The organism is Pseudomonas sp. PK-RTE-24 (assembly GCF_054052265.1).
Genome location: NZ_CM133224.1, coordinates 2,342,988 through 2,355,370, shown reverse-complemented (window position 1 = coordinate 2,355,370; position 12,383 = coordinate 2,342,988). Strand labels below are relative to the sequence as shown.

Below are 12,383 nucleotides of genomic sequence, written 5' to 3'. Positions count from 1 at the left end.
AGACGCGATGATAACGCAGCCACCGCCGATCAGCGCGGCGCAGCAGTACGGATTTCGCCGCTGGCCAGACGTGCGGCGCTGTTGCCCAGCGGATCCTCGGCATTGAGGTCGGCGCCTCTGGCTTTCAACGCATCAAGCAATTCCAGACGCTTGAACAGCCCGGCGTACATCGCCGCTGTCTGTCCGGCGCCATTACGCTGGTCGGGGCTGCAATCGCTGGCCATCAGTCGCCGGGCGATCTGTAATTCGCCTTTGAATATCGCGCCCATCAGCGCCGTGTTACCGCGTTGGTCCTGGGCACAGGCATCTGCGCCAGCGGCGAGCAGGCGCTCAACCGCCGGCGCCTGACCGTGATAGGCCGCCAGGATCAGCGCGGTGTAACCCTTGCTGTCGCGGGTATCGAGGGAATAGCCAGACTCGATAAAGGTCTCGAGCATCGGCACATCACCCCGGCGGGCGGCGTCGAAGTAGTAATCCTGCAACTGCGCCTTGACCGCCTCGGGACTTTGCTCGACCGGTGCCGCCCACGCGCTGAACGACAGGCACCCGGCCAGGCATAAAAGAAAAACACGCATCGGGCTCTCCTTGAGCGCACGCGAGGCCGCACAGGCCCTCGCGTGCGCCGCATGGCTATCAGTCGGTCAATTTCGCCGCCAATGCTTTCACGCGGTTGAGGTCGCCCTTGGCCACTTCGGTCACACCGCTGCCGTACTCAGGGTCGGCCTTGTACAGGAACGACAGGATGATGTGCTTGCTCTCGTCATCAGTGGTGGCCAGCGAGCCGCCGAAGCTGTCGATCAGGTCGCGGCGTTCCTGCTTGCTGTACGAGCGATACAGATCACCGGCCTGCTTGAAGTTCTGCTCACGCTGGATCTTCGCCTGCTGCGTGCTGCCCGACAGCGCCGACTGGCTGTAACGCGCCGATGATGTTTCTTCACGCGGTTGCAGGCGGCTTGGCTGGTAGTTGACGCCGGACTGGCTGGCGCCGAAATTCATCGCACCATCCTGATTGCCATTGTTCACTGCGGTTTTCGGTGCGTTGATCGGCAATTGCAAAGCGTTGGCGCCGAGGCGATACATCTGCGTATCGGCATAAGAGAACACTCGGCCCTGCAACAAGCGGTCTTCCGAAGGTTCGATACCCGGAACTACGTTGGCTGGAGCCATGGCAACTTGTTCGGTTTCCTGGAAGACATTGGCCGGATTACGGTTCAGGACCATTTGTCCAACTTTGCGCTCGGCAATACCCGGCCAGATCTTGGTTGCATCCAATGGATCGAAATCAAACTTGGACAAATCCTGTGGCTTGAGAACTTGCACGTACAAGTCCCACTTCGGAAAGTTGCCCTTGTTGATATTACTCACCAAGTCGTTAGTCATATGACTGTAATCCTGACCTTGAACTTCGCTGACTTGTTTTGGCGTGAGGTTCTTGATGCCTTGAAGACTCTTCCAGTGAAACTTCACGTAGTGAACTTCATTCTTGGCATTGATCAGCTTATAGGCATGAACACCATTGCCATCCATCTCCCGGTAACTGGCCGGAGTGCCGTAGTTGGAATACAACTCGGTCAGCGTGCGGGTGGCTTCCGGTACATGGGAGAAGAAATCGAACCGGCGCGAATCGTCATCGAGGTTGGTGCGCGGATCGGGCTTGAAGGCGTGGACCATGTCCGGGAATTTGATCGCATCACGGATGAAGAAGGTCGGGAAGTTGTTGCCGACCAGATCCCAATTGCCGTCAGCGGTATAGAACTTGGTGGCGAAACCGCGCGGGTCACGCAGGGTTTCCGGGGAGTGGTTGCCATGCACCACCGCCGAGAAACGCACGAATACCGGCGTGCTCTGGCCTGCGGCGAACACCTTGGCCTTGCTCAGGTCGCTGAGGTCATCGGTCACGGTGAAGGTGCCGTGAGCGCCGGTGCCGCGTGCGTGTACGACGCGCTCGGGGATGCGTTCACGATCGAAGCGCTGCAGCTTCTGGATCAGTTGCACATCCTGCAGCAGCACCGGGCCGTTGGCGCCGGCAGTTTGCGAGTTCTGATTGTCACCGACTGCCGCGCCGTTATCGCGGGTCAGCGGAGCGGCGTTGACCGAGAAGGTCAGCAGCCCGGCAGTCAGTACGCCGAAGGTGCGGCGGAAGGGAAAAGCCCCCAGTCCAGGAGTGGATGTCATATCAGGTTCCTCTGGTTTTATTGGGCGCATCCAGGTGCGCCACACCAAGGCTAGAGGCCTGTGCCGCAGAACATAAATAGAAAGAACGTAACACCATGATTGAAGAAATTGGCTTTCCCGTCAGCGGGTTAGCGCGTATTCCGCGCGCGATTGCTGGCAATTTGCAAACTAATCGTCAATCGATGTGTCGATAAAAACGGGCATTGTAAGAAGGTGTTTCGCGCAGGAGGCGTTTCGCTGATTTACACTGCCAACACCAAACTCATCTGTAACAAGGAAATAACTATGGGCGTGCTTAGCGAGTTCAAGGCCTTCGCGGTCAAAGGCAATGTGGTCGACATGGCCGTCGGTATCATCATCGGCGCGGCGTTTGGCAAAATCGTTTCGTCGTTTGTCGGCGACGTGATCATGCCGCCGATTGGCCTGTTGATCGGTGGGGTGGACTTCAGTGATCTGGCTGTCACGCTCAAAGCAGCCCAGGGCGATGCGCCCGCAGTGGTGCTGGCTTACGGCAAATTCCTGCAGACGGTGCTGGATTTCGTGATTGTCGCTTTCGCGATTTTCATGGGTGTCAAAGCCATCAACCGCCTCAAGCGCGAAGAAGCTGTAGCACCGACCGCGCCGCCGATCCCGAGCAAGGAAGAGCAACTGCTGGGCGAAATTCGCGACCTGCTCAAGGCGCAGAACGAGCGGCCCTGAGGCATTCGGTAGTCATCAAAACGGCACCCGCGGGTGCCGTTTTCGTTACCAGTAATTTTCCACCGCAACCTGCCCCGGCTTGCGCGTCAGGCTCAGGCGCATGTCGCGCTGCTTGAGCAAGGCGCGGGTGTCGTCGATCATCTGCGGGTTGCCGCACAACATCACACGCGAATGCTCTGGCGAGAGCTTAACGCCCGCCGCGCGTTCCAGCTCGCCGTTTTCAATCAGCGTAGTAATCCGGCCCCGCAGCGCGCCTGGATGCGCTTCGCGGGTCACAGTGGGGATGAATTGCAGCTTGTGGGCGTATTCGCTCAGATACTCCCGTTGCGCCAACCCGGCGATCAACTCCTGATAAGCCAGCTCCCGCGCCTCCCGCACGCTGTAAACCAGAATGATTCGCTCGAATTTCTCCCAGACCTCGAAGTCCTGCAGGATCGACAGAAACGGTGCCACCCCGGTGCCGGTGGACAGTAACCACAGGTCTCGGCCATCGACAAAGCGATCCAGCGTCAGGTAGCCAAACGCCTGGCGTTCTACCATCAAGCTGTCGCCGACCTGGAGCCGGCTCAGCTCACTGGTGAATTCGCCGCCCGGCACGACGATGGAAAAGAACTCGAGAAACTCGTCGAACGGCGACGACACCATCGAATAGGCGCGCCAGACCGTGCTCCCATCGGCCTTGCTCACGCCCAGCCGGGCGAACTGGCCGGCACGGAAGCGAAAGCCGGGGTCGCGGCTGGTGCGCAGCGTGAACAGGTTCGGCGTCAACGGTTGCACATCGAGCAAGGTCTGGGTGGTGTACTTCTCGGCACTGGCAGTCATGAGGCACTCCTTGAAACGATTGCCTACAGTGTCCCGCAAAACCGCGCTGCCAAACACCTGCCAACGGTAATGATATTGACAGAATCAGCGCTGCACATTCGATGTGATGTCAATGTTAGATCTAGAGTAATAACTTTAAGATGGCAGTTAAAATATAACAGCGCGTATTGCTAAGAACACTTTATAAAAAACATCAAAGTTTCAATCTCGAAAAAATGTAAGGCGTTTCGCAGGAAAGATCCTACACTTCGATTCGTGCCGGATCTTTTGGATCCATTCCGCACCCCGATATCAAGATACAGAGGCAAAGTTCATGGAAACGTGGAAGGAATCACAATTGAAACAACTGACATTTGCCAAAGGCATTGAAGCGGCATACCCGATACTGCTGAGATTTGCCGAGAATCTGGGCTTTAACTACTGTGCAATAGCAGTGACGTCCCCTCATCGTGATGTCCACCTGAATGCCTTGCAGATCAATAACTACCCTAAAGAATGGAACATTCAGTACAACAAAGAGAACTTCCGCAATATTGATCCGGTAATAGCGCATTGCAATCACTCAATATTACCCATCGTCTGGGAAGAAAGAGTCTTCAACGATGCACCCGAGTTGTGGCAGGCGTTGAAACAGAATGGGCTGCAGCATGGCTGGTCGCAGGCCTTTCATGACGAAACCAGCGGTTTGTGCAGCATCATCAGTCTGGCTCGAACCCACTGCCCGATCAGCCCGCTCGAACTGTATGAGCATTACGGTTATCTGTTTTTTGCCAACCGACACTTCAGTGACCTGTATGCCCGCACCGTTCCCACACCGGCCAAACCCAGCAAACCGAGGCTATCGTCCCGGGAACTGGAGATCATGAAATTGTCCGCCATGGGAAAGACCGCTCACGATATCTCGAGAATCCTCAGCCTGAGCGAACGCACCGTTAACTATCATGTGCAAAACGTCATCGAAAAATTCAACGTCTGCAACAAGATTTCCGCAGTGATTGCCGCCGCTCGTGCCGGGATTATCTGACTGACGAGCAATATCGCACGGTAATCCTGCGAGTATTTACGCGCAAAAAAACGTACCATTCAGGCCTTTCCGAGTGATGACGCAACCTGCTTGCATCGCAGTCCACTCGGTCGGATCCCGTCGCACCATCTGCCGGCAACGGGATATCTGCCGAATATCCTGAGTCCCCGCCCCATGCCCTTGCTCGAAACGCCTTTCGCCCAGCTCGACCTGATCCGCCAGCCTGAACAGCAGAATGAACCGCTGCAAGCGTTCGATGCGGCGGACGAATACCTGCTCAATCATCTCGCCAGCGAACAACCTCAGAGCAGCACCCGCGTGCTGGTGCTCAATGACAGCTTCGGCGCCTTGGCGATCAGCCTGCTGGGCAAGGTCGAGGTGAGCAGCAGCGGCGATTCGTTCCTGGGTTTCGTCGGGCTGGAAAAGAATCTGCTACGCAATGGCCAGGCGTTCGATGCGATTCGTCCGATTCCGGCCAGTGAGCCCTTGGTCGGGCCGTTTGACCGGGTGCTGATCCGCGTCCCTAAAACCCTGGCGCTGTTGGAAGAGCAGTTGATCCGCCTGCAAGGGCAACTCGCTCCGGGCGCGCAAGTGATCGCCGCCGCCATGGTCAAGCATCTGCCGCGCGCTGCCGGCGATCTGCTCGAGCGCTACATTGGCCCGGTGCAGGCGTCGCTGGCCGTGAAGAAAGCCCGACTGCTGATCGCCACGCCTGAAAGCAAAGCGCCCGCTACATCGCCCTATCCGACTCGTTATCGTCTCGACGAACCAGCGATCGAATTGCTCAACCACGCCAATGTGTTCTGCCGCGAAGGCCTCGACATCGGCACTCGCGCGTTTCTGCCGCATCTGCCGAAGAACCTTGGCCACGCGCGAGTCGCCGATCTCGGTTGCGGCAACGGTGTCCTGGCAATTGCCAGCGCCTTGCAGAACCCGGATGCGCATTACACGCTGGTCGACGAATCGTTCATGGCGGTGCAATCGGCTGCCGAGAACTGGCGCGCGGCATTGGGCGATCGCGAAGTGATCGTGCGCGCTGGCGATGGTCTGGCCGGGCAGGCGCCGCAGTCGCTGGACGTGGTGCTGTGCAACCCACCGTTCCATCAGCAACAGGTGGTCGGCGATTTCCTCGCCTGGCGCATGTTCCAGCAGGCGCGCGAGGCGCTGGTGGTCGGCGGTGCGCTGTACATTGTCGGCAATCGGCATCTGGGCTATCACAGCAAACTGGCGCGCTTGTTTCGTGGCGTCGAGCAAGTGGCGGCCACGCCGAAATTCGTCATCCTCAAAGCGCGCAAATAAATCTGCGGCATAAAAAAACCCTCCGTGAGGAGGGTCGCAAGTCCATACCCGAAGGCGCCGGGACGGGATATTTCAGTGGGTGGTCAAACCTGCGGCATTCATGAACATGCGCATCAGGCTGGCGGCGATGAACAACACGCCGACACTGCCAACCCAGATCAAGGCCAACCAGCCGAGCCGCTGCCACAGCGGCTTTTTTTCGGCTTCTTCAATGTCGTGCAGGGAATGTTTGCCGGTCATTTTCTTCAAACCTCTTCAAAATCGATGGCGCCGCTGGCGACGCCATCGCGGGCAAGCCCGCTCCCACAGGGTTTCGCTTAGTGGTAACCGTCTTCATGGGTCACCTTGCCGCGGAACACGTAGTAGCTCCAGAAGGTATACCCCAGGATGAACGGGATGATGAACAACGTGCCGACCAGCATGAAGCCCTGACTTTGCGGCGGCGCGGCGGCGTCCCAGATCGAGATCGACGGTGGCACGATGTTCGGCCACAGGCTGATGCCCAAGCCACTGTAGCCGAGGAAGATCAGCACCAGGGTCAGCAGGAACGGCGTGTAGTTGGCGTTACGTGCCACCGCGCGGATCAGGCCGTACAAGGTGACCAGCACCAGAATCGGCACCGGCATGAACCAGAACAGATTCGGCATGCTGAACCAGCGTGAGGCGATTTCCGGATGCGACAGTGGCGTCCACAGGCTGACGACACCAATCACTGCCAACAGGACGAACGCCAGCGGTCGCGCCAGATCATGCATTTGTTCCTGCAACTTGCCTTCGGTTTTCATGATCAGCCAGGTACAGCCGAGCAAGGCATAGGCCACCACCAGCGCCGCGCCGCAGAACAGCGTGAACGGTGTCAGCCAGTCCAGTGAACCTCCAGCGAACTGGCGATTGACCACCGGCAGACCATCGATGAACGCTCCCAGCGCCACGCCCTGAAAGAACGTCGCCGCGATCGAACCACCGATGAATGCCTTGTCCCACAGGTGACGTTTTTCATCCTTCGCCTTGAAGCGGAACTCGAAGGCCACACCGCGAAAGATCAGGCCCATGAGCATGAAGATCAGCGGCAGGTACAGCGCCGACAACACCACCGAATAGGCCAGCGGGAAGGCGCCGAACAACGCCGCGCCACCCAGCACCAGCCAGGTTTCGTTGCCGTCCCAGACCGGGGCGACGGTGTTCATCATCACGTCGCGATCGGTCTTGCCGGGTACGAACGGGAAGAGAATGCCGATGCCCAGGTCGAAGCCGTCCATGACCACGTACATCATGATGCCGAAGATGATGATCACGGCCCAGATCAGCGGAAGATCGATACCCATGAGTCAAATCTCCTTGGTCAAGCGAGTGTTGTCTTCGTGCTCGCCCTCGGCCGGATCATCGGCTGCGGACAACGGACGCGCCGGGGTGCGTTTCTTGCCTGGACCACCGTCCGGCGTTGCGCTGCCTTCGCTGATCTTCGGCCCTTTGCGCACCAGGCGCATCATGTAGCCGAGACCGGCGCCGAACAGGGCGAAATACACCACTACGAACATGATCAGGGTGATGCTCATCTGCATGAAACTGTGGTTGGACGAAGCATCTGCGGTGCGCATCAGGCCATAGACCACCCACGGTTGACGGCCGATTTCCGTGGTGAACCAACCGGCAAGAATTGCGATCAGGCCGGACGGCCCCATCCACAACGCCAGATGCAGGAACGGCCGCGAGGTATACAGCGAATCGCGTTTGCGCAGCCACAGACTCCACAAACCGGTGAAGATCATCAGGAAACCGAGACCGACCATGATCCGGAAGGACCAGAACACGATGGTCGAATTCGGCCGGTCTTCCGGTGGAAATTCCTTCAGCGCCGGTACTTGTTTATCCAGCGAGTGGGTCAGAATCAGGCTGCCGAGGTATGGAATCTCTACGGCGAACTTGGTGCGTTCCTCTTTCATGTCCGGCCAGCCGAACAGGATCAGCGGCGTCGCTTCGTCGCCATGGTTTTCCCAGTGGCCTTCGATCGCAGCGATTTTTGCCGGCTGATGCTTGAGCGTATTGAGGCCGTGGAAGTCGCCGATCACCGCTTGAATCGGCGCGACGATCAATGCCATCCACATGGCCATCGACAGCATGGTGCGGATCGCCGGGTTGTCCCTGCCGCGCAGCAGGTGCCAGGCCGCCGACGAGCCGACGAAGAACGCCGTGGCGACGAACGCCGCCGTGGCCATGTGCATCAGCCGGTAAGGGAATGACGGGTTGAAGATGATTGCCAGCCAGTCGGTGGGGATGACCTGACCGTTGACGATTTCAAAGCCTTGCGGGGTCTGCATCCAGCTGTTGGAGGCGAGAATCCAGAAGGTCGAAATCAGCGTGCCGATCGCTACCATCACCGTCGAGAAGAAGTGCAGGCCGCGCCCGACCTTGTTCCAGCCGAACAGCATCACGCCAAGGAAACCGGCCTCAAGGAAGAACGCCGTAAGCACTTCATAGGTCAGCAACGGCCCGGTGACGGCACCGGCGAAGTCGGAAAAACGACTCCAGTTGGTGCCGAACTGATAAGCCATGACCAGCCCGGAAACCACGCCCATGCCGAAGTTGACGGCAAAAATCTTCGACCAGAAATGGTAGAGATCGCGGTAGGTGTCGTTGCGGGTCTTCAGCCACAAGCCTTCGAGCACCGCCAGGTAACTCGCCAGGCCAATGGTGATGGCCGGGAACAGAATGTGGAACGAGATGGTGAACGCGAACTGAATTCGGGCGAGATCCAGAGCCTCTAAACCGAACATATGGCTTCCTCTGTCAGGTAATACGGGTAGCTGGCCCGGAGGCCTGCACCACTGCCCCCACGGATATGGAGTGCGGCGAATTCGGATTCGTTCTTTTTTTGCAACCATCGCAACGCAGGGAGTCTGGCCAAATGGCCGCCAGATCAGTTCCGGTCGGGGTCTTGATCTGGATCAAGCAACGTTGAAAGAGTAGTCCCATTTTTACCAATGAACTGCGTGGTGGTTTGCCGCGTGACAAGTTGCCTCACTCCCCCGTGGCGAGGGGATTTATCCCCGTTCGGCTGCGCAGCAGTCGTCGCTTCCAGCTTTTGGGGCCGCTGCGCGACCCAACGGGGATAAATCCCCTCACCACAGGGTTGATTGTCAGCATGAAAGATCGATGTCTGGCTAACTGAATTGTTTCTCGTAGCAACTTCCTGTTACAGACTGGTGATAATCTCGCCGTTCACTCGCCCAAGACCTGCCTTCAGATGCCCATTCAAGAGCCCCTGCTGTTACGTCACCATCGTCCATTCATGGCCTTTTGGCTGGCGCGGATTTTCACCGCCAGCGGTTTCCAGATGCTCACCGTGGCGATCGGCTGGAATCTGTATCAACTGACCGGCAACGTGCTGGATCTGGGCCTGGTCGGGCTGGTCGAATTCGCCCCGCGCGTGCTTTTCATGCTGCACACCGGGCACGTTGCCGATCGCTATGATCGGCGCAAGGTCGCCGCGCTTTGCCAGTCGTTGCAGGCATTGATTGCCTTGGCGCTGGCCATCGGCAGCGCCACCGATCACGTCACCCGCGAGATGATTTTCATCCTCGCCTTCCTGCTCGGCGCCGCCCGTTCGTTCGAGATGCCGACGACTCAGGCCTTGCTGCCGAGCATCGTCCCCAGTGCGCTTTTCCCCCGTGCGGTTGCCGCCGCGCAATCGGCGCAGCAGTCGGCCACTATCGTCGCTCCGGCTCTTGGCGGTTTGCTCTACGCGTTCGGCAGCGTCTGGGTCTACGGCCCGACCGTGCTGCTGTACGTGATCGCCTGCACGCTGATGCTCAACCTGCCGGCACGCCAGACGCCATTGAATAAAGGCAAAGCCACGCTGGACTCGCTGCTGGCGGGAATTCGCTTCATCCGCAGCCGCCCGGACATCCTCGGTGCGATCTCGCTGGACCTGTTCGCCGTGTTGCTCGGCGGCGCCACGGCGTTGCTGCCGGTGTTCGCCAAGGACATTCTGCTGACCGGCCCGTGGGGCCTTGGCCTGTTGCGCTCGGCGCCGGCGGTGGGTGCGTTGCTGATGTCACTGTTCCTGGCGCGATTTGCCGTGGAGCGCAATGTTGGCCGGGTGATGTTCACCGCCGTCGGCATCTTCGGCGTCGCCACTATCGCGTTTGGTTTGTCGACCTCGTTCTGGTTCTCCCTGGCGGTGCTGGTGGTGCTCGGCGCAGCGGACATGATCAGCATGGTCATCCGCGCCTCGTTCGTACAACTGGAAACCCCCGACGAAATGCGCGGCCGGGTCAGTGCGGTCAACGGCCTGTTCATCGGCGCATCCAACCAGTTGGGCGAATTCGAATCCGGCCTCACCGCCCACTGGTTCGGCACCGTGCCGGCGGTGGTCATGGGCGGGATCGGCACGCTGGTGGTCACGGGGACGTGGATCAAGCTGTTCCCGACCCTGGCGAATCGGGATCGGATGCATGTACCGGTGGAAGAGAAGGTCTGAGTTTTTTGGAAAAACTCACCTGCTTAGCACTCATTAAGCGACAACGTGCGGTACATAGTTACCGCACCGGGTGTAATGTATCGCCTTACACTCGCCGCCATGATCAAATCCTTTCAGCACAAAGGCCTTCGTGGCTTCTATGAAACAGGTACGACTCGTGGAATTCGTGCCGACCATGCAAAACGGCTTTCGCGCATGTTGCAGTTCATGGATCGAGCGACGCTTCCCGCAGACCTGGACTTGCCCGGCTGGCGCCTGCATCCGTTGAAAGGTGAGCTGAGCGAATATTGGTCGCTCAGCGTTTCAGGCAACTGGCGAGTGATCTTTCGTTTTGTCGGTTCGGATATCGAATTGGTCGATTATCTGGACTACCACTGACAGGAGGCAGGCTCATGCCCATGCACAACCCGCCACACCCCGGTGAAACCCTGCTGCTGGATGTCTTGCCCGAGCTTGGTATCAGCGTGAGCGAATTGGCCCGGCACCTTGGCTTTGCACGCCCGCATCTTTCGCGCGTACTGCACGGACACGCGCCAATCAGCCCGGATCTGGCAGTACGACTTGAGCGTGCAGGGATCGGCAAGGCGCGCGTTTGGCTAGGCGTCCAAACCGACTACGATCTCTGGCAAGCGGAGCACCGTGAGCAACCAATGATAGAACCCCTCGCAGCCCACGGCTGACCCGTCAGGCCATCAACTCCCCCGCCACCCTCGCCCGCAACGCCTTGCCACCAAGCTGCTCGACCAGGGCCAAGGCAAATTCCAGCGCCGCGCCCGAGCCTTGGGCGGTGATGCAGTTGCCGTCGACCACCACCGCTTGATCAACAAACGTACAGCCTGATAGTTGATGGCTGGCGCCGGGCAGGCAGGTCATGCGTCGCTGGCGCAGCACGCCTGATGCTTGCAGGGCGACAGCCGGAGCTTCGCCGATGGCGGCGAACAGGCGGCCGGCGCTGGCTTGGTCCTTGAGCAATTGCTGCAAGGGCTGATGCGCCGCCAGATGCCGGGAACCGACGGCACCGCCCGGCAGGACAATGAGGTCAAAAGTCTGTGCCAGTACATCGACGAGCATGCCGTCGGCAGTCAGCCGGGTGCCGCGCGCGCAGGTCAGCATGCGTCGGCCTTCGATGCTGGCGGCGACCACTTCGATGCCGGCGCGGCGCAGCACGTCGATCAGGGTCACGCTTTGCAAATCGTCGATGCCCTCGGCGAGGGCAATCAGGGCTCTGGAAGTCATGGGCGCTTTCCGCTGGATAGTCAGTCAAGCGTAGTCAGCTTTGTCCCACCCTGTTCGCAGACAGCCGTTACTTGATGTAAAGCTGGGTCGAAAGCGTGTTGCGCGGGGCGTTGATCGAGGTGTTGCTGAAGTTGAAGGTGCCTTCCTGTTTGCCGGCCAGATCGAAGGTATAAAGAGAGCCGACGGTTTTGCTGCCAGGCGTGCATTCGGTGAGGTTGCCATTATCGAAGGCGCACACCGGACCTCGGGTGCCGTTGACCTCGAAGCCATCCAGAGTCACGTGTGGCTGGTTCTGGCCATAGCCGACTTCCAGCACGAAGACTTTGATATTCGGCCCGCTGTGATTGCATTGGGTTTGCGGCTGGTTATCGGCAATATCTTCCAGGCCGCAGGACGGTGACTGCACTTTGATCACCTTCACCTCGGTGAGCGGCGGCGCCGATGCCGCGAACGCCGGAGCTGTCAGCAGCAGTGCTGCAATCCATCCGAAAATCCTGATCCAACCGTTGCGCATGCCTGCCCACTCCAAAAAATCAGCGCGCAGTATGGCGCAGTTGTTGGCTGCGCAAAACTTCGCCGACGATCGACACCAACATCCGCCAAATTCCTCACGCGGCTGGTATGATGCGCGGCTTTTTCCGGCCCACT

Annotated in this window: 14 protein-coding genes; 6 read left to right on the top strand and 8 right to left on the bottom strand. The window is 59.0% G+C overall.

Annotated features, from left to right (window positions below):
• Positions 1–29 precede the first annotated feature (29 nt).
• Positions 30–575 (bottom strand): ankyrin repeat domain-containing protein, encoded by a 546-nt coding sequence (locus ACV8MC_RS10535; protein WP_095181862.1) that lies wholly within the window; start codon positions 573–575, stop codon positions 30–32.
• 58 nt (positions 576–633) lie between these two features.
• Positions 634–2,175, bottom strand: coding sequence for a catalase KatB (katB, locus tag ACV8MC_RS10530; RefSeq protein ID WP_457265220.1), 1,542 nt, complete (start codon positions 2,173–2,175; stop codon positions 634–636).
• Positions 2,176–2,460: 285 nt separating this feature from the next.
• Here katB and mscL point away from each other — a divergent pair, with 285 nt between their 5' ends.
• Entirely contained in the window at positions 2,461–2,874 is a 414-nt protein-coding gene (mscL, locus tag ACV8MC_RS10525; protein ID WP_024014404.1) for a large-conductance mechanosensitive channel protein MscL, read from the top strand.
• Between the two features lie 45 nt (positions 2,875–2,919).
• Here mscL and ACV8MC_RS10520 read toward each other — a convergent pair whose 3' ends face one another.
• Positions 2,920–3,696: a ferredoxin--NADP reductase gene (locus tag ACV8MC_RS10520; protein WP_457265219.1), complete on the bottom strand. Its 777-nt coding sequence runs from the start codon at positions 3,694–3,696 to the stop codon at positions 2,920–2,922.
• Between the two features lie 313 nt (positions 3,697–4,009).
• Between ACV8MC_RS10520 and ACV8MC_RS10515 the strand changes: the two genes are divergently transcribed.
• Together ACV8MC_RS10515 and ACV8MC_RS10510 are read left to right on the top strand one after the other, a co-directional pair.
• Complete coding sequence (locus ACV8MC_RS10515) at positions 4,010–4,720, top strand: autoinducer binding domain-containing protein (protein ID WP_041477771.1); 711 nt, start codon at positions 4,010–4,012, stop codon at positions 4,718–4,720.
• A 174-nt stretch (positions 4,721–4,894) separates the two neighbouring features.
• Positions 4,895–6,019: a methyltransferase gene (locus ACV8MC_RS10510; protein WP_457265217.1), complete on the top strand. Its 1,125-nt coding sequence runs from the start codon at positions 4,895–4,897 to the stop codon at positions 6,017–6,019.
• Between the two features lie 72 nt (positions 6,020–6,091).
• Here the strand turns inward: ACV8MC_RS10510 and ACV8MC_RS10505 are convergent, their stop codons facing one another.
• The 3 genes from ACV8MC_RS10505 to ACV8MC_RS10495 form a co-directional block, all read right to left on the bottom strand.
• On the bottom strand, positions 6,092–6,259 hold the full coding sequence (locus ACV8MC_RS10505) for a DUF2474 domain-containing protein (protein WP_016773090.1): 168 nt from the start codon (positions 6,257–6,259) through the stop codon (positions 6,092–6,094).
• Between the two features lie 77 nt (positions 6,260–6,336).
• A complete protein-coding gene (gene cydB / locus ACV8MC_RS10500) occupies positions 6,337–7,344 on the bottom strand; it encodes a cytochrome d ubiquinol oxidase subunit II (protein WP_024014408.1) in 1,008 nt (335 codons plus the stop codon).
• Between the two features lie 3 nt (positions 7,345–7,347).
• Positions 7,348–8,793, bottom strand: coding sequence for a cytochrome ubiquinol oxidase subunit I (locus ACV8MC_RS10495; protein WP_041477768.1), 1,446 nt, complete (start codon positions 8,791–8,793; stop codon positions 7,348–7,350).
• A gap of 470 nt (positions 8,794–9,263) precedes the next feature.
• Here ACV8MC_RS10495 and ACV8MC_RS10490 point away from each other — a divergent pair, with 470 nt between their 5' ends.
• The 3 genes from ACV8MC_RS10490 to ACV8MC_RS10480 all read left to right on the top strand — a co-directional run bounded on the left by ACV8MC_RS10490 (position 9,264) and on the right by ACV8MC_RS10480 (position 11,179).
• Positions 9,264–10,499: an MFS transporter gene (locus ACV8MC_RS10490; RefSeq protein ID WP_400501154.1), complete on the top strand. Its 1,236-nt coding sequence runs from the start codon at positions 9,264–9,266 to the stop codon at positions 10,497–10,499.
• A gap of 99 nt (positions 10,500–10,598) precedes the next feature.
• The gene (locus ACV8MC_RS10485) at positions 10,599–10,877 is read left to right on the top strand and encodes a type II toxin-antitoxin system RelE/ParE family toxin (RefSeq protein ID WP_041477766.1); all 279 of its coding nucleotides are present in this window, start codon (positions 10,599–10,601) and stop codon (positions 10,875–10,877) included.
• Positions 10,878–10,891: 14 nt separating this feature from the next.
• Positions 10,892–11,179 carry a HigA family addiction module antitoxin gene (locus ACV8MC_RS10480; protein WP_016773085.1) on the top strand — a complete coding sequence of 96 codons (288 nt, stop codon included), beginning with the start codon at positions 10,892–10,894 and terminating at the stop codon, positions 11,177–11,179.
• Positions 11,180–11,183: 4 nt separating this feature from the next.
• On the opposite strand, the gene ACV8MC_RS10475 is transcribed toward ACV8MC_RS10480, so the two are convergent.
• Both ACV8MC_RS10475 and ACV8MC_RS10470 read right to left on the bottom strand, forming a co-directional pair.
• The gene (locus ACV8MC_RS10475) at positions 11,184–11,735 is read right to left on the bottom strand and encodes a DJ-1 family glyoxalase III (RefSeq protein ID WP_457265213.1); all 552 of its coding nucleotides are present in this window, start codon (positions 11,733–11,735) and stop codon (positions 11,184–11,186) included.
• Positions 11,736–11,802: 67 nt separating this feature from the next.
• Positions 11,803–12,249: a DUF4879 domain-containing protein gene (locus ACV8MC_RS10470; protein WP_252886831.1), complete on the bottom strand. Its 447-nt coding sequence runs from the start codon at positions 12,247–12,249 to the stop codon at positions 11,803–11,805.
• Positions 12,250–12,383 lie beyond the last annotated feature (134 nt).